General features: G+C 53.1%; 11 protein-coding genes. 7 read left to right on the top strand and 4 right to left on the bottom strand.

Translation table 11 applies throughout. From position 1 onward, the window contains the following. The first annotated feature begins 39 nt into the window (after window positions 1-39). From B036_RS0111895 to B036_RS0111885, 3 genes are all read left to right on the top strand, one after another. Window positions 40-1,620 (top strand): PKD domain-containing protein, encoded by a 1,581-nt coding sequence (locus B036_RS0111895; RefSeq protein WP_020568948.1) that lies wholly within the window; start codon window positions 40-42, stop codon window positions 1,618-1,620. A 97-nt stretch (window positions 1,621-1,717) separates the two neighbouring features. Further along, window positions 1,718-3,376 carry a glycoside hydrolase family 16 protein gene (locus B036_RS0111890; RefSeq protein ID WP_020568947.1) on the top strand — a complete coding sequence of 553 codons (1,659 nt, stop codon included), beginning with the start codon at window positions 1,718-1,720 and terminating at the stop codon, window positions 3,374-3,376. A 133-nt stretch (window positions 3,377-3,509) separates the two neighbouring features. Then, window positions 3,510-5,798, top strand: a complete 2,289-nt coding sequence (locus B036_RS0111885) for a T9SS type A sorting domain-containing protein (RefSeq protein ID WP_026231915.1) — start codon at window positions 3,510-3,512, stop codon at window positions 5,796-5,798. A gap of 273 nt (window positions 5,799-6,071) precedes the next feature. Here the strand turns inward: B036_RS0111885 and B036_RS0111880 are convergent, their stop codons facing one another. Further along, the gene (locus tag B036_RS0111880; protein ID WP_026231914.1) at window positions 6,072-7,349 is read right to left on the bottom strand and encodes a replication-associated recombination protein A; all 1,278 of its coding nucleotides are present in this window, start codon (window positions 7,347-7,349) and stop codon (window positions 6,072-6,074) included. A gap of 309 nt (window positions 7,350-7,658) precedes the next feature. On the opposite strand from B036_RS0111880, the gene B036_RS0111875 reads away from it, so the two are divergent. The 4 genes from B036_RS0111875 to B036_RS0111860 all read left to right on the top strand — a co-directional run bounded on the left by B036_RS0111875 (window position 7,659) and on the right by B036_RS0111860 (window position 12,468). Further along, on the top strand, window positions 7,659-8,201 hold the full coding sequence (locus B036_RS0111875; protein ID WP_020568944.1) for a hypothetical protein: 543 nt from the start codon (window positions 7,659-7,661) through the stop codon (window positions 8,199-8,201). A gap of 94 nt (window positions 8,202-8,295) precedes the next feature. After that, window positions 8,296-9,384 carry a DmpA family aminopeptidase gene (locus B036_RS0111870; protein WP_020568943.1) on the top strand — a complete coding sequence of 363 codons (1,089 nt, stop codon included), beginning with the start codon at window positions 8,296-8,298 and terminating at the stop codon, window positions 9,382-9,384. Window positions 9,385-9,581: 197 nt separating this feature from the next. Then, window positions 9,582-10,334, top strand: a complete 753-nt coding sequence (locus tag B036_RS0111865; protein WP_020568942.1) for a DUF5995 family protein — start codon at window positions 9,582-9,584, stop codon at window positions 10,332-10,334. Window positions 10,335-10,398: 64 nt separating this feature from the next. Then, a complete protein-coding gene (locus B036_RS0111860; protein ID WP_020568941.1) occupies window positions 10,399-12,468 on the top strand; it encodes a hypothetical protein in 2,070 nt (689 codons plus the stop codon). Between the two features lie 259 nt (window positions 12,469-12,727). On the opposite strand, the gene B036_RS0111855 is transcribed toward B036_RS0111860, so the two are convergent. The 3 genes from B036_RS0111855 to B036_RS34515 all read right to left on the bottom strand — a co-directional run bounded on the left by B036_RS0111855 (window position 12,728) and on the right by B036_RS34515 (window position 18,379). Further along, window positions 12,728-13,186: a GNAT family N-acetyltransferase gene (locus tag B036_RS0111855; RefSeq protein ID WP_020568940.1), complete on the bottom strand. Its 459-nt coding sequence runs from the start codon at window positions 13,184-13,186 to the stop codon at window positions 12,728-12,730. 244 nt (window positions 13,187-13,430) lie between these two features. Beyond that, window positions 13,431-16,223, bottom strand: a complete 2,793-nt coding sequence (locus B036_RS0111850) for a CHAT domain-containing protein (RefSeq protein WP_083926193.1) — start codon at window positions 16,221-16,223, stop codon at window positions 13,431-13,433. An 11-nt stretch (window positions 16,224-16,234) separates the two neighbouring features. Beyond that, a complete protein-coding gene (locus B036_RS34515) occupies window positions 16,235-18,379 on the bottom strand; it encodes a S8 family peptidase (protein WP_026231911.1) in 2,145 nt (714 codons plus the stop codon). Window positions 18,380-18,401: the final 22 nt, after the last annotated feature.

The following is an 18,401-nucleotide window of genomic DNA, read 5'->3' as shown; positions in this document are numbered from 1 at the left end:
TCCCTATTCATTATAAAACTATCGCAAACCCTTTCGGTCATGCCTACAAAGTATCTTTTCCTGCTTCTTTTTCTCGTTGGCTTTACTGCCTGTGACGACGAGCAGATCCTACCTTCTCTGGAGGACGCTCCGGTTCCTACCGAGCTTTCACTTGACATTATAATGGATGCGGACAACCCCGGCGATGCCAGCATCACCCCCGGCGGCCGTGGCGTAACACTATTCTCCATTGACTTTGGCGACGGTAGTCCGGCAGAAGACATGGTTATTGGTGAATCAGCCAATCATAGCTATACCGTTGGCTCCTATACTGTAACCCTTACGGCTACTGGCATCAACGGACAAACGGCAACACTAACTGAGGCAATAACTATCAATGTTTTGCCTCCGCGTAACCTGGTGTTGAACATTAGTGGTACGCCGGGCAACACGCTTTCCATCAATGTGTCCGCTACGGCAGATAACGCCGACGGCTTCCATGCCTACTTCGGAGATGTTACGGATGAAATGCCCACCCTGTTCCAGGAAGGTGAGACCCTCAGCCACGTATACGCCGCCGAAGGCGATTATGATGTTCGCGTTGTAGCCCTAAGTGAAGGCATGGAGACTTCTTTAGAGGCAACCGAGACCGTCAGCGTCAGCAATGGCGATAATGCGGTGGTACTTCCCCTCAACTTCGAGAACACCACTTTAGACTTCGCCTGGGGCGGATTCGGCGGAGCTGGAGCTTCGGTTGTCGATAACCCCGACGTGGCCGAAGGTAACATGAGTGCCCGGGTGGTAGAGCTCAACAAATCCAGTGGCTCCGAGGTATGGGCGGGTTCCTTCCTTGAATTGGAAGGACCGGTCGACTTCTCCGCTTCAAGCAAGATTTTCATCAATGTTTGGTCTCCTCGCGCTGGTATTCCAGTCATCCTCAAGCTGGAGGACGCTGTGGATGCAGACATCAATGTCGAGGTAAATGCCATCACAACCATGGCCAACGGCTGGCACCAGCTGGAGTTTGACTTCAGCGGAGCTGGTGATCTCACAATACCTTACGAGAAGGTTGTGATTTTCTTCGACTTCGGCACTGCCGGTATGGACGAAAATTTCTACTTCGACGACATCAGCCTCGATCCCGATGGCAGCGGTGGCGGCGGCGGTGGCGGCGATGAAATCGCCTTTCCGCTCGACTTCCAGAACACCGGAATCAGTTACGTATTCGGCAATTTCGGCGGTGCCGGAGCTGAGGTGATCGACAACCCAGATGCCAATGGCCTCAACACCAGCAGCCGGGTAGTTGCGCTGACAAAAAACAGCGCGTCCCAGGTATGGGCCGGTGTGTTCATCGACCTGGACAACCCTATCGACTTCAGCGGCGGGCAAACCATGAAACTCAAGGTGTGGTCGCCAGTAGCCAACGCGCCCATTATGCTTAAACTGGAGAACCCCGACAACGCTGACGACTTCCTTGAAATAATGGTCCCCACCACGGGAGCTAATCAGTGGGAAGAACTGACGTACGATTTTTCCGGCATTGAAGCATTCCCCAACATCAAGCGGGTGGTCCTCTTCGGCAACTTCGGCACTGCCGGTACGGGAGAGACGTACTACTTCGACGATATCCGGCGGGAGTAAAGCTAACTTCCAAAGAAGTCTTCTCCTTTCCTGCTCTTAAAAAACTATCCACTGCACCTGCGGCCCCGCCCAAAATGCATTTAGTAAAAAACTAACCATGAAACAATTTCTTCTACTGACGGCTCTGGCCCTGCTCTGCTTTACCTGCGAACAGGAAGAGTACGCTTTCGGTGACATTACCGCCCCCCAGAACCTGATTCTCGAAGCCGCCGTTACCGGACAGACGAACGACGCCCCGTTCGGCGACGGGAGCGGACAGGTGGTCTTCACCGCCGAGGCCGATAACGCCATTACTTACCGCTATATATTCAGCGATGGTACGGAGCAAATTGCGCCTTCTGGCCGGTTCACCAAACGCTTCAACCAGGTTGGTGTAAACACTTACGGCGTTACCGTGGTCGCCTCCGGCACTGCTGGCGTGAGTACTACGATGACCACCGAGGTGACCGTTGAGAGTACGTTTAGCGACCCAGAAGTTTTACAATTCCTGACCGGTAGTGGCAGCAAAACCTGGTACTGGGCCGCCGATGAGCCCGGCCACCTGGGAGTAGGTCAGAATGACGATAACTCCGAGCTGAACTTCTACGCCAATTACTTCCAAACCACTCCTTTTGAGAAGGACGGTGCCGAAGAAAGCCTCTGTTTATACCAGGACGAACTGGTTTTTTCCCGTGACGGCGACGCACTATTCTACCAGCTGAACAACTTTGGCCAGACTTATTTCAACGTTGGCTCTCAGGATGTTGCCGGTGGCACTGAAGGTTTTGATTACTGCTATGACTTCGCGGTAGCCAGTACACCCCAGCTGGTGCAACTTGCTCCCTCCGAAAGCGTCGTCGTAAACAACAACGTACCCGGCCAGACGCGGGGTACGAATCTGGTGTTCACCGATGGTGGTTTCATGAGTTACTACATTGGTGCCACGACTTACGAACTGATCTCCGTAACGGAGAACCGCCTGGTGGTTCGCGCTGTCCAGGCAAACAACACTGCCCTGGCCTGGTACCACATCTTCAGCTCCACCAAGCCAACACCTGGTGGAGGCGGCGGTGATACGGACTATGATAATCTGGTATGGGCCGATGAATTCAATGCTGTTGGCGCACCTGACCCTACAAAGTGGGGCTACAATATCGGTCGTGGAAACAACGGTTGGGGTAACGGAGAGTCTCAGTACTACACTGACCGTTCAGACAATGTTCGGGTAGAAGACGGTGTGCTGAAAATCACAGCGAAGCGGGAAGCTTTCGGCGGTGCAGATTTTACTTCTGCTCGAATGGTGACAGAAAATAAATTTGAGTTCACTTACGGACGAATCGACATCAGTGCCAAACTACCTACGGGCGGTGGCACCTGGCCGGCGCTCTGGATGCTGGGCGAAGACTATGCGACCAACACCTGGCCCGGATGTGGTGAGATCGATATCATGGAGCACGTCGGCAACCGGCAGGATGAATTATTCTCTACCCTGCATTTTCCGGGTAACTCCGGAGGCGACGGCGTTTCTCGTGGTACAGACGTACCGGGAATCTCCACGGAATTCCACAAGTTTTCGGCCGTCTGGTCTCCTGAGACGATTCGTTTTTTCGTAGACGATACGCTCTACCATACTTTCGCTAATAGCGGAACTCTACCTTTCAATAGTGACTTCTTCCTCATTTTCAACGTAGCGATGGGGGGCAACTTCGGTGGTAACATCGACGCTAGTTTCGTGGAATCAACCATGGAAGTAGACTACGTTCGGGTATACCAATAAAATCCTGGTGCTCCGTTTTTCAAGTTGAGTCAGGCAAGAGACCAAGGTCATGCCAACGAAACTTGTGGGACGGAGCACTACTACACTGTATTCTAGTTTTTTTTAGCTCTATCAATCAAAAAATTATTCATTCATGAGATTACTATCTACCTTACTATGCCTGCTGCTACTGTCCGTAACGGCCATGGCGCAGACCACGATCTTAGATTTTGAGGGCGCTGCCCCCACCTTCGAGGATTTCAACGGCTCTGTATCCACTATCATCGCCAACCCCGATGTATCCGAGCCCAATACCAGTGCTACCGTAGTACAGAACGTGCTCCCGATTGCACAGGGCTTTGCGGGAATTAAGATCACCCAAAGCATCGATTTGGCCGCCGGTAAATCCTTTACCATGCAGGTTTGGTCCCCCATCGAAAATGCGCCGGTCCTACTCAAGTTTGAGGGATCTACCACCAGTGGGGACATTGAGCGTGCGGCCACCTTTACCGGTGCTGCCAACAGCTGGCAGGAGCTAACTTTTGACTTCCTGACCGAGGGCGATAACGTCTTTGAATTTGTCGTTGTTTTCATGAACTTCAACGTCAATACTAACGCAGCTCCCATTACCTTCTACTGGGACAACCTGGTGCAGATCGATGTGCCTGCTCCAGACGGAGACCAAATGGACCTCCCCGTCACCTTTGACGATCCGAACGTAAACTACGGAGTCATTGGTTTTGAAGGCGGTTCCGCTGCCATCGTACCGGGCCCGGTGGATACGGTTAACCGGGTCGGGCAGGCCACTAAAGATCAGGATTCCGGCACTTCAGCCGGCGTAACGGTTACCTCCCTGCCCGGAGGGCCGGCTGGTTTCGCTAGTCCTATTCCCTTTACCGCTAATGCTACTACTATGTCCGTTCGCGTTTGGTCGCCGACGGCCAATATCCCCGTTCGCCTGAAGGTAGAGAATGCGAATAATAATGGCGTCAGCGTTGAAACCGAGGCCATGGTCACCGTGGCTGCTGCCTGGGATACCCTGGTATTTGATTTTTCCCAGGAAGCCATGGGAACTGCCGCCCTTAATCTCGGCTCTTCCTATAATAAGGCCTCCATCTTCTTCGATTTCGGAAGCGTCCCTGCGGCAACGACGAACTATTTCTTCGATGATATGTCATTCGGAGGTGCAGGCGGCGGTGGCGGCGTGCTCCCGGTAACCCTGCCCGTTGACTTTGAAAGCACGGAACTCACCTACGATTTCGGTGGCTTTGAAGGCGCAGACTCCGCCATCGAAACCAACCCCGACCAGACTGGTGAGAACACCAGTGCCACGGTAATGCGGACCACCAAAACCGACGGTGCCCAGTTCTTTGCCGGTACGTTCCTGAACCTCGACGAACCGATCGACTTTTCCGTAAACAAAGGCATTTCTATTCAGTCCTGGTCGCCTAAAGTTGGTATTCCGGTCAGAATCCGTCTGGAAGACGCCGCCAATACTGATGGTGTAGGTATTGAGGTCGACGTAACTACGACTGCTGCCAGCAGCTGGGAAACCCTGACTGCTGATTTCACGAACTCCATCAATCCGGCCGTCGATTATGTTCGGGTCGTCGTCTTCTTTGAATTTGTAGGAGACCTGGCTGGTGATGGAACAACCTATTACTACGACAACATCGAGGTAGCAGAGGGAATCATCGATAACTCCCCACCAGTCACCTTACCCATTGGCTTCGAAAACACCGATCTGACCTACGACTTTGTTGGTTTTGAAGGGGCAGATGCTGCCATCGAAATGAACCCCGACCAGACTGGGGACAATACCAGTGCTACCGTTATGCGGTTGCTTAAAACGGATGGTGCGCAGTTCTTCGCCGGTTGTGCGATTGAACTGGACGAACCCGTAGACCTGTCCAATACCGGAAAGATCATCTTCAGCTCCTGGTCACCCAAAGCTGGTATCCCGGTAAAAGTACGCCTGGAAGATGCTGGCAATACGGATGGTGTTGGTATTGAGGTAGACGTAAATACGGTGACGGCCAGTACCTGGGAAACCCTGGAGGCTGACTTCTCCACGCTGCAGAACGCCAACGTTGACTATGTACGGATCGTGCTCTTCTACGAATTCGTCGTTGATCTTCCTGGCGATGGCACCACCTACTACTTTGATAATCTCTCAGTTGATGAGCTTACGTCTACTCGAACGCTTACTGCGGAAGAGGTACAGGTATTCCCCAACCCGACGGCTGATCTCTGGCAAATCGCGTCTCCCGACGCCCGCATCGAGACCCTGGAAGTGTTCGACCTCTCCGGAAAACTGGTTTTCAACACCAACCCCAATACCAACACTTATGAGATCGATGCGCGCCGGCTTCCAACCGGTACTTACATCGTTCGAATTACCACGGCCGAAGGCCGGCGTGTTGCCCGTCTGATGAAGCAATAAAAATTGGTTCTTGACCTCAGTTCTGTTTAGAACTGTGGTCGGTATGGCATTTTTGCTTGTGAAGCGGTATCGGGGAAACCTGGTACCGCTTCACTATTTTTAGGAGGCGGGGCCGCAGGTGCAGGGAAGGTATAGCGGAGCAAGGAAAAAAGTGATCCGCCTATCCGGATCATCCAGGAAATGGACTAACCTGGCGTTAGATAGCCACGCGTTGCCGGAGGGAGCTTCGTCCGGTTTCTCCCCAATAGACCAATAGACCAATAGACCAAAATACTAATAATACTTCCCCCCCCACCAGAGCTTCAACCGCTCCAGTATTCCCTTTTCGGTAGGGTTATTCGGTTTCGGCACGAAGAAGGCTTTACCGGACAATTCATCCGGCAGGTATTCCTGCGCTTTGAAGTTGCCGGGATTATCGTGGCTGTAATTATAGTTTTTGCCGTAATCCAGTTGCTTCATGAGCTTGGTGGGCGCGTTGCGCAGGTGCAGGGGAACGGGCAAGGTGCCGGTTTTTCGGATGACGGACTGTGCCTCATTAATGGCCATGTAACTGGAATTACTTTTCTGGCTCGTTGCCAGGTAGATCACCGCCTGACTCAGGATTATCCGCGCTTCGGGGTAGCCGACCATCTGGGCGGCCTGTGCGGCGGTGGTGGCCATGAGCAGGGCGTTGGGGTTGGCCAGACCGATGTCTTCCGACGCAGAGATGATGAGTCGGCGGCAGATGAACTTGACGTCTTCGCCGCCGTCGATCATCCGGGCCATCCAGTACACGGCCCCGTTGGGATCTGAGCCACGGATGGACTTGATCATGGCCGAGGCGATGTCGTAGTGCTGCTCGCCGGTTTTGTCGTAGCGGGTCAGGTTTTCCTGTACGCGGTCAGAGACCAGTTCGTTGGTAATGATGAGTACTTCGCCGCCGGGTTCTGCTTCGTTGGTGACCAGTTCAAGGAGATTGTACAGCCGCCGGCCGTCTCCACCTGAGTAGCGCAGGAGGGTATCGTAGTCGGCTACCTTCACTGCTCTTTTACTCAATATTGCATCCTGCGTCAGCGCCTTATCGACCATACTTTTCAACTCCTCCTTCCCCAGGGGTTCCAGGATGTACACCTGGCACCTGCTCAACAAAGCCGGGATAACTTCGAAGCTCGGATTCTCCGTAGTGGCCCCGATCAGGGTAACGATACCGGCCTCGACGGCGCCCAGCAAACTGTCTTGCTGGCTCTTACTGAACCGGTGAATCTCGTCGATAAAAAGGATCGGGCTGGCGCGGTCGAAGAACTGTCCCCGCTTGGCTTTTTCAATAGTATCCCGCACGTCCTTAACCCCGGAATTAACCGCCGACAGCATATAAAAAGGCACTTCCAGTTGGCTGGAAATGATCTTAGCCAGGGTGGTTTTCCCTACCCCGGGTGGGCCCCAGAGAATGAAGCTGGGCAGGCGTTTGGTCTCCACCGCGCGGCGCAGTACGGCACCGGTGCCCACGATGTGGGTTTGACCGACGTAGTCGTCGAGGGAGGTGGGGCGCATGCGTTCGGCTAGGGGCTGCAAAGGTTGGTCTTTTGAAGTATTGGTCTATTGGTGCTATTGGAAAATTGGTACTATTGGTCTATTGGGGGCTGCAAGATAGGGCACGGGTGCAAAGAAAAGTGGCGGTGTATCAAATGTAACGATCCGCAATGACTTCGGTTGAGGGTGTCCCAACCCGAAGTCATTGCGGATAAACCTTTTCGGGTGGGGGCACCCTCAACCAAGTGCTTACCAGCCACCATTACATTTGATGCACTTCCAGAAAAGTTAGCGGAGCCGAACTTCTGCGGTCATTGGTGCTGTTGTTCCCGCGTAGAAAAACATACCACCATGAAAATCGGCCACCCCATCAACCAGCTAACTGCTGCTGCCATCCGCAGTCTGATCCCTCGTTACCGTCGCTACACCGACTTCAACCGGCTGGGCCTATTTCGTGGTATTATTGAATCCCAAAAACTTAACCTGAAAGAAAAGCTGGAGCTACGTGATTTGGGTAAAGCCACTTTTACCAAATACTATGATTTCCTGGTCGTAAAAGACCCGCACACCTGGGGTAAGTTGGAAAACCTGGGCAAAACCCACACTCGCCAGGAAGAAATAGATAACTGGCGTAAAATTCAGGAAAAGCAGCAGGAAATTCTGAGTAGAAAGCGGTTCGGACACCGCAACTTCGGAGTCAACAGCCGGCATGATTGCGGTCATGACGACTGTAAGTTCAATAATTACATGACCAAGCCTAAACACCCGTACAGCTACGGTTCCGAGATCTGGTTTAAACAGGACACCAATAAGTACAATAAAAAAGAACAGCGTCTGGCGCGTAATAAGGAAAAACGGCAGCGCGCGTGGTTAGAAGAGGACAACTGGTCTTAATGAGTAGATGGCCCTATCTTGAGCAAAACGAACCTTCCTTCTTTTGCATAGATTCTACCTGGTCTTTCTACTCACCGCCTTACCTCTCTTCCTGATGTCTCAGTCCCGCCCCCGTGCCCTAGGCGTCCCCTTCGGCGTCATGCCCACGGGCACCAATAATGCCATTACCGACGTAACCGGCGTAAAGGTTGGGCACCTGACCCTGATCAAGGGAAAAAACATCCGTACCGGCGTTACCGCCATTCTGCCGACCGGGGAGGATATGTACCAGCGGAAGGTTCCGGCGGCTATTTACCTCGGTAACGGGTACGGGAAACTGGCGGGCTACAGTCAGGTCAAAGAATTAGGAGAGTTGGAAACGCCCATCGTGCTGACCAATACCCTCAGCGTAGCTACGGCCACCGATGCGCTGATCACCCACTGTCTGGAAGCTCCGGGGAATGAAAATGTCGGCTCCGTCAACGCCGTTGTCGGCGAAACGAACGACGGTTTTCTGAACGATATTCGAGGTCGGCACGTAAAAGAAAAGCATGTGCTGGAAGCCATTGCACAAGCCTCGCCAGGCCCCGTTGCTGAAGGCAACGTAGGTGCGGGTACCGGCACCAGCTGCTTCGGTTGGAAGGGCGGCATCGGAACCAGCAGCCGCAAATTACCAGCATCGCTTGGCGGATATACTGTTGGAGTACTGGTACAAACCAATTTTGGCGGCGTACTGCAAATTGCCGGCGTACAGGTTGGCCAGGCATTGGGCAGCTATTATTTTAAAGGCGCGCTGGAAAGCCATGCGGACGGTTCTTGCATGATCATTGTGGCGACCGATGCACCGGTTGGCCCGCGGAACCTCGAGCGCATCGCCAAACGGGCGATGCTGGGCCTGGCCCGCACCGGCGGAATTGCCAGCAACGGGAGCGGGGACTACGTCGTCGCTTTCTCAACGGCCAATGAAAACCGAATTGTTGCGGGAGAAGACCGGGAAAGAGAAATTCGGGAACTCCGCAACGGGGCAATGTCTCCCCTTTTTCTGGCCACCATCGAGGCTACGGAGGAGGCCATCGTTAATTCCTTATTTGCTGCGGAGACGATGACGGGGAAGGACGGTCATACCCGGGAGGCCTTGCCGGTGGATCGGGTGATGGGGTTGTTGCGGAAGCAGGGAGTTATTGTAAAGGGAGGAAGAAAATGAAACAGCCTAAAACAGGGGCTGCTACGCAGCTGATTGTTCTCACAGAGGGCGCACAGAGTTGCCATCGTTGGAAAATGTGCAACAAAACTGAACGCGGCAAATCTGGGGTACTAAGGCTCGACTAAATGTTTGTTCACCATTCTATTATCCATCAGCTGCCAACTATAATTCCAACTCATTCCCCTTATCTTCCACCCATGCCGCAAGCCACCACCATCGACGAAGTCCTTTTGCAACTGGACGTGATCATCGACGCCGCAAGAGCAGAGAATAGTGCCTTAGGCTACTTCGCCTACGTTTACCGGCGGACGACCGCCGCCGTAAAAGAGGCGATCCGGGCCGGCCGCTTTGCCGATAATGAACGAATGGAGGTCTTCGACGTCTCCTTTGCCAACCTTTACCTCGAAGCCTACGAACAGTACCATTGCGGAGATCCATGCTCTGCTTCCTGGCAGCTCGCCTTCGACGCGGGCAAAGAACAGAAGGCCTTGCTTCAGCACGTCTTGCTGGGGATGAATGCCCACATCAACCTCGACCTTGGGATTGCCGCTGGCAGCCTGATGGCAGGCAAAGACCTCAATGACCTGGAGGCCGATTTTCGACTGGTTAATTACATCCTACAGGAGATCATCGAAGAATTGCAGGAGCGGGTGGCCCGGGCGAGCCCGGTATTCACCTGGTTCGACCGGTTGGGCAAAGACCGGGACGAGCACCTCCTGGATTTCAGCATGCGGGCAGCGCGGGAGCAGGCCTGGGTGGTGGCGCATCAGGTCTGGGCCGCTGGGGATGACAGCTCTGTGGTTATATCCAGGACCGATGAAAACGTAGCCCGGTTCGGGGGGCGGGTCAATCAGCCGCGCACGCGGGTGGGGCGGTGGCTTTGGCGGGGGATGGCGCTGACCGAAGGGGGGAGTATTGGGGGAAATATTGACCGGTTGCGGTTGAAGTAAGGCCTTCACGCAACTTTATCACTCCTCCAAAACATTACTTTCCCCGAACACCTATTCAAAACAAATGTCAATAACTGCAAACATATTGCTGTTGCGTCGTCACCTGGCGGCGGTCCCCAAAGCTACCGGTACAAGTGATCGCCGCATGGTTGGCACCCTACTGTCTAACCTGGCATACTTCGGTTACGTACCCAATGTAGAATTGCTGGACAGGCTACAAGCACTCAGCCCGGCGAGCCTCACTACTTTCTGGAGTGGTCTGGAACCCGCGCTTAAACGGGAGTCCGGTGAGGACCGCAAGATCGGCGATACCATCGTTTACCAAAACTTCCCCCGGGAGGTACTGGAGATGTCGGAGGCCGATTACTGGTTCCGCCAGATTCTGATGTACCTGGGTGTGCCCCGCGAAGCGGTGCGGGAAGCCCCTGCCGACCGCCCCGCCCTCTTTGAGACCGGTAAATTAACCGTCCTCCGCTCAGCGGAGGCCACCAGCCTTGCCGGCATCCTGAACGCGCTGTTGTCCAAACCCTCCGTCTGGACCCCGGCCGAACAAGAAGAAATCGACTGGTTCGTCGCCAACGGCTATGCGCCAGATACTTCCCTGATTGACTTTAAGGAAAACCTGGTCTACGTTGGTACCAAGTGCCTGGAGGCTGGTCTCCCGTTTGTGCTGACGACCACTACGGACATACTCCGCTTCTACGCAGGCCTTTCCGCCGGAGACATCAGCCTGAACACCAATACTAAGTTCAAGTCACTCGCCCGCAGCCGCCGACGGCTGTTGTTGGAGATGCTGGAGCAAGCACCCGACCTTGAAGAAGGCCTGATCCGTCACCGAAACAAATGGGTACGGGCTTTGCATTCCTTACACGTAGGCGACTACGGCAAGGTTTTCCCAAAGGTCTGGCTGGCGGCCAAAGTGCTGCGGGAAAGCGGAAAATTTGCCACCTTCAACGGTGAAGTGGAAGCCCTGCTGGTAGCTAAAGATCCTAAGGTCTTGCCATTGTTGCAAAGCCGGCCGGGTGACTTTTCCCGCCGATTGGTGTATATGCTACATACCTTCGGAGACGAGGCTATGGTGGCCTTTCGGGAGGTCGTCCCCAAGCTGCCGACCATGACCCTGCTGCGGTTGGAGAAAGTCATTGATCGGTACAACGTGACGAAATACCGGACCTTTGCACCGTTGGGCAACTGGACCAAGTTGCAGGTTCAGGAACGTAAGGCTAAGGAATACCTGAAGGAGCATTGGATCACCGGCATCACCGGCGCGCTGCGTGCGGAAATACGCAGCCGCGTGGAAGCAAAGTTTCCCGAAGGGGTTCACCTCGACTCCGCAACGGAAAAGGTTAAGCTGCCGACTAATAATGCGGACGGTGCCCTACCCTACGGACGAGGCACGGAATTCGCCCTTCCGGAGTACGTAAAGTTCATCCGAACTGCTACCTACTGGAAGGCTACAAACGGCACCTGCTGGATGGACAATGGATGGAACTTCTTCGCTGAAGACTGGGCTCCGGCAGATAGTATCGCCTGGAACCATACCGACACGCTTAAACCTGCCGCTGTTTTCTCCGGTGACCCGGTGAACTCCCAAAACAGCGAAGGAACCGCTGGCCAACTGATTGACCTTTACCCAGAGCAACTGGTCGCGAAGGGTATACGCTACGGCGTGTGGAGCATCCTCTCTTACAGCCATATACCGTTTGATCAGCTAGAGGAAGTGATGGGTCTGATGCAGCTGGGAGAAAATCCCGAGGCGGGAAAACTCATCGAGCCTTCCCGCTGTCAGTTCACCTTCCAGGTGACTGGAGGTTCATTGACCCGCTACATCTGCTACCTCGATTTAGTGGATCGCAGGATCGTTTACCTGGATGCCGGCCTGTACGGAAACGTAAGTTCTGCAAAAGTCAATGAGGTGGGCCTGGCGGAAAAAATGCCAGCCATGTTGGACTACCTGGCAACTTTACCGTCGGTTCATGACGTTTTCCGGGACGTAAGCCCTGGCGGAGAAGGTCTCCCCGTCCGTTACTCGGACAAAGAAGTAGAGATCAGCACTAAAACAGCTTACGTTTTTCAGCCCGAAAATGAAGCAAATGATTTCCGTGCGATGGCATTGGAAGATTTGTTGCCTTAAAAATTTGAATGCGGCCATTTCTCTGACTTCCTTCTACTCCCAATTTGATTAATAGTCAATAATTTAGTCGGGATACTTTCCGCTTCAACACCTACGGACCGGCCATTTGTGCGCTTCCTTCTATCGCAAATTTTAGCGCACTTGCTTTCCGGACGTTTTTTGCCCGCCCCGCCAGGACCTTGTTTTGGTGGGGCGGACTACGTTTACAGCATCTTGCTCCTTAATACTTTTACTGCGCCTGCGACCGCGCCATATTGGTCTATTGGGGCGTATATACCATTGACCGATGCGGGATGCCGTCCTCATCATACACCTCCCCAACCCCAATGAAGCCTAGGCTGCCGTAATATTTTTGCAGGTGTGCCTGGGCACCAATTTTGATGGGTTGTTGGCCAAAATGAGACACAAGGCCCCTTATGGATTCTTCCATGAGGGGGCGACCAAGGCCTTTTCCACGGGCGAACGGTGCGGTGATGACCCGACCGATACTTGCGTAATCTGGGTAGGAGACGCCTTTGTCAACTATGCGGGTGTAGGCAGCGAGTTGACCATCCTCCGTTGTGCCGAGTAAGTGGATGGCCCGCTGGTCCTTATCGTCCAGGTCCTGGTACACACAATCTTGTTCTACCACAAAGACCTCGGCGCGGAGTCGGAGGATAGCGTAGAGTTGCGTGATGGTAAGATCAGGAAAGTGGATGTGGTGCCAGGTAAGTTGCATGGGAATGATTTAGGGGCGGGGCCGCTGGTGCAAAGAAAGGTTTTTGGGAGCAATTCGAGGGGTAAGCGATGGTTTTAAGATGTGTAAAAAATTGCATGAACCAGGTGATGGGCGATACTGTTTTTTCCCGTCCCTTAGGATCGATCCATTCTTTAAAGATCAATCAGCCAGGAAAAAGCCTGAAGGCCGGACAACCCTCCCTTGCACCTGCGGCCGCGCCCAAATCACCCCGCGGTCCGGCCCATCATTCCGCCTGATTATTGGTCCGATTCCGATAGGCAAGAGTTCCACCAACGATGACACCGACCACCAGCAACAGGTACCAGGGGAACCGACCGGCAGGCGATACCAGCGCCTGCTGCTCAGCACCCCAATAAGTAAACCCGCTCCAAAAGAAGGGGGATTTCAGGGAGGCCCTGACCGAAGGGTCGTCGAGCCAGGCCAGCTGCGCCTGGCGGAGTGCAGCAGCTGCCGGTTGGTCGGCCAAAAGGGATTGATAGAAAGACTGAAGTATCTGTCCCGTTGCCCGGTCGTTGACCTGCCAAAGGGTGGAGATCATGGCCAGCGCACCGGCATAGGCAAAGCCATTCGCCAGGTTCAGGATGCCCTCTCCGGGCTGGAAGCGGCCCGCTCCTGTTTCGCACGCGCTAAGGATCACAAGGCGGGTGGGCGGAAGACGCTGAGAGAGATCGCTAAGGAACAACAGTGAGTCGGCCAACCAAACGGATGGGGAGGTCAGCGAATCCCCGCCATTAGCGTGGGTAGAAAAATGCAAAACCCCCAATGACCCGTTGGTATTTTTTAATGCTGCGACATCTGCAGATTCCCCCGTCAGGTATGTACCCCGAACGCCCGTTTGCAGCCACTCGGCCATATCTCTACCTGCAGCCAACATTGGTTGTTTACCACCCGGCTCCGTGAAGGGTGCCAGAAATAGTAATTCCGCCGAAGCCTCAAGGTCTACTTCTTTCGCTTGGTACGCCAATATCGTTGCCGAAAAAGCGTAGCGCACCAATTGTTTTCTGATCAGGTAGGGAAATCGCCCGGGAGTATTTCCCGTAGCGGGTTCGGTTAGCAAACCAGCAAATGGGATGGTACCGGTGATTCCATCGGGAATTATGATGATTTCTCCGGGCAGTGAATCTACCTCCTTCCAAACCACTGCGTAGAGGGTTTTAAAAATTAAAAACGACTGTTCGGCAAAGCCCCGTGGATCATCCGTCACAGCGTTACTACTACGAAACAAGTTGCTGAAATCTACCAGTGAGGCATCAAGCTTCGGTGTTCTTGCTACTCTTGTCAGCTGGCTGGCATCAGGACCCAGTCGCAACAAATAAAAATAGTGGCGACCGGCGAAGTAATGCAGCAGTTGGGTGGTTGGAGTAGTGAATGCTTTGCGGGCTGCAGTGGCAGTAATCACCTGATCGGCGTAACGAAACTGGTAGTAGGCGGGGTAATCGGACGACAACTCAGTTAGGTACTCCTGATAGTCTGCCTGGGCTGCGGCAAGGGATTTGCTTGTAAGCTCAACGGGCTCGCTCATTATATTTTGGACCCTTAGCATTGATTCTAACCGGGCGTTGGCCAATTGAATACTTGATTGCAATTTGCGTTCCCGATTGGCTAATTCCGGCGGTAATATTTTGCTCGCCTCATTGGTAATAAAAGCATCCAGCAATAGTACCGATTTACTTTTCTCCATGAAATAAAACGCCAGGTCAGTTTCCTGCACCTCGTAACATAGAGCTAGTGCTTCTTCGTAAAGCCGGTGGGCTTCTTCCCGCCAAAAATATCTTGCTGAACTGCTCTGATGTTCCAGTCGCATAGCGTCGAGCACCCGATCAGCCAACTGGTAATGGGCCAGGGCCGCTGCAAGGTTTTCCTCCCCGTTTTCGGTAGTCGCCAAACTACGCAATGCCCCTGCCTGGTCCACCAGACATACGACCAGTTCAGACTTATGGAGACTTACGGCCACCTCCGCCTCGGTGGGTAATCCTCCCGTTTCTTTTGCGTTAAACTCAGGGGCCAAAACGCCAATCGCTTCCCGATAATAACCTACTGCAGCCTGTGGATCTTGCTGCAACATGGCCAGATTGCCCAGATTGTCGAGTCCATAAGCCCGCAGATAATTTTTGGGATATGGTTCCAGCAACTTAAGAGCATTTTTGAACGCTGTTTCCGCCTGACCGTGTCTTCCTTGTTTTTTACGGGCAACACCAATATTATTTCCGGCTTTGACGAGCAGCTCCGTATCGTCCAGTCTTTCGGCAATACGATAGGCCTGTTGGTAAAAACTGACCGATTGTTCGTATTCCTGAAGTTCATCGTGAACGAGACCTGAATTGAGATAGCAGGCGGCCTCATCATACGCATACTCCTCACGTATTTCAGGAGGTAAATTTTGCAGAATGGATTCGGCTTTTTTCAGGGTATCTCTGGCAGCCGGGTATTCTTTTTGGTAGTACAGGATTCGGCCAAAATCCAGATAGGTCTGGGCCAATACGTCTTTATGACCGAATTCTACGGCCCGCTCAAGCGCCAGCCCGATATGCAGACGTGCCAGCCCGTAATCCCGTAGTTCACTGTAAGCGTTTGCCAGTTCCCGCCGACTCCCGACGGCCCGGTCATGGTGCAGCCCATCGTAGATATTCGCTGCTTTGCGGAAACGAGGAATGGCCATGTGGTAATCCCCCTGACTTTTGTAAAAAACGCCGAGGTTGTGGTTCGACTTACCTAGCAGAAAACGCCCTGTAGGCAGTCCCTTTTCCCGAAAAGAAATCGCCTCCAGGGTTGCCAATACTGCTTCGGGTAAATCGCCTTCCAGGTAATGTAGAATGCCGAGCCGATGGTAGGCATCTCCCATGATCGAATCCGGGACCGGACAGTTATTGGCCCTTTGTAAGAGTTGGCTCAAGGCTGTTGGATCATCGCCTGACGTTGCCAAATTGATTTCAGCCACTGCCGGGCATTGTGCCAGACTCCAACCTGCAGTTAGCAGGAAAAGAAAGGTGGTAAGCGGAAGTCTAAAACAATTCATTCAGGCGCTGTTCAATCGCCGGCAATTATCAATTTCGTTACGCCTTTTTGTTGCGCAACGGTAACAGTTAGGAGGTATAAGCCCGGCGGAATACCTCTTAAATTTAGGTTGACTTTTCCATTTCCCAGCAATCGTGAAAAACGAACCTCCTGAATTTTCCGGCCACCAACATCAAGAATCGTCACTTTCCCCGGAGTGTTGAGCGTTGTGCCTATTTCCAAAACCGCTAGTCCGGCGGTGGGATTTGGACTTAATTTCAGGGCAAGGCTTCCGATGTTCACATCATTGGTGCCGACGATATCACAACTACCTAACCCGGGGGCAAGTACCCTACCTTCCAGTACCGACGCGCTAAGCGCTTCGGTGCTGGATGCTGACGCCAGTATACAATCCCGCACATCCCGAAAAGTAACGTCTCCCCTGCCTTGCCGATAGATACGACCGGCCTGTGCCGCTACGGCTGGTGCGGACATGGAGGTTCCGCTTTTACGTGCCTGACCATTATTTCTTACGGTACTGAGGATGTTCTCCCCTGGTGCGGCCAAGTCGATATAGGTGGCGGAAAAATTGGAGAACGGGCTGAGGTTCTCCCCGGCGGCATCTACGGAGGCCACCGCCAATAGGTTTTTCCGTTGGTAACAGGCGGGGTACTGCTGAAGGGTATCTAGCCAGATAGCGTCGTTACCCGACGCGGCGACAACCAACGAATTATAGACAATGGCTGAATCCAGAATATTTGACCAGACTTTGCTGGAATCTCCCAGCCACCCCCAACTACAATTTATCACTTTAGCCCCCTGCTGTAGGGCGTAGTATAGTCCGCAACTGGTATCGAAGAGGTCGGAGACACCGTTTTGATCATGGGTTTTAACGGGCAGCAATCTATAATCGGTTTCCGGGGTTGGCGCAGCGGCCATATGCTGAACGATGATGCCCGCAAGGTGGCTACCGTGATCGTGGCTGTCTCCGCTGTTGTTGTTGTCATCGACAAAGTTCCAGCCGATGGTATCTGCCGGGAGGCAGTTTTGGGATTCCTCCTCGCCCTCCAGAAAAATGAAAGGGTTCAGGGTTGGGTGTTCGAATTCTACGCCAGTATCGAGGATTGCGATGACTGTAGTCTCGTCACCTGATGTACCCACCGCCGGAATTGAGAGTAGCGGAGGCAGTGGCCCTTCGGAGGAAGGTTGTATTTCATTCCAATTATAGAAATTCGGGTCTACACCGTCTACTTTAGAGGAGGAGCTTGCTGAGGCTTTTAGCTCGTCTATTCCGAGGGATCTTCCGGTGGGGCCGGGTGGGGCCGCAGGATCTGTAGGCAGTGGATTCCCTAGTTGCCAAAGTTCAATTGCATTACACATACAGCCCGACACCTCCATTACCCCAAAATCTTCGCGCAACTCCTCCTTCTCTGCATCCGATACACCGGGCTTAAACTGAACGACGAGTTGGTTGGGGACGATGGCCGTCCCTGCACAATTGACCGCATAGGGTTTCCCGTAGTTTGCTAAGCTGTCCCCAACGTAGCCTGGTACCGTGACCGGATATGGATAAGCATCATAAAGGGTAAGGTCATCAATCAGCCAAAAATAGTAGCTTCCCTGAAAAGTAAACCGAAGCTGAAGTTGGGATCCGGTAAAGGGGAGGTCGGAAAGATCGATGACCACCCGTTCCTTGGATGACGTCTCTACATTTGGGCCGACAAGTTCATTATTGAATACTTCAAAAACATCGTTTGATTCCGGGTCCACAACCGCTACGCTTGTAAAAGACTGATGGCTTCGGTAGTACTGATAAAAGCTGAGAAAAAGCGGTGCTCCGGGCGTTCCGACATTGAGTACCGGAGAGGTAGCCACCCCACGATGAGGGGCCAATACACCTGTTTCGTTTAGCAAGTAATCAGAATCGAAAAGCAAAGCACCTCCACCCGAATTGGAACCAATTGCCTTACGATCATTCCAAAATAAGCCTGCTGCTGTTCCGTCTGGTGTCCAACTCCAGGCTTCGGGGCTTTGAGTTCCTCCGGTAGTCCACTGTTCTTCAGGTGAAGTCTCAAAGGGAGAATCCTGGAAAGTCTCCTGCCAAAGTATGTTTTGTGCAGAGAGGCAGGTAAAGCCTAAGGTTACCAAAAGAAGAAAGAGTAGTGTTTGTTGTTTCATGGTGGATATTCAATTTAAGGGT

It is taken from the genome of Neolewinella persica DSM 23188 (assembly GCF_000373105.1).
In the GTDB taxonomy this organism is placed as follows: domain Bacteria; phylum Bacteroidota; class Bacteroidia; order Chitinophagales; family Saprospiraceae; genus Neolewinella; species Neolewinella persica.
This window is presented reverse-complemented; position numbering and strand designations above follow the sequence as displayed.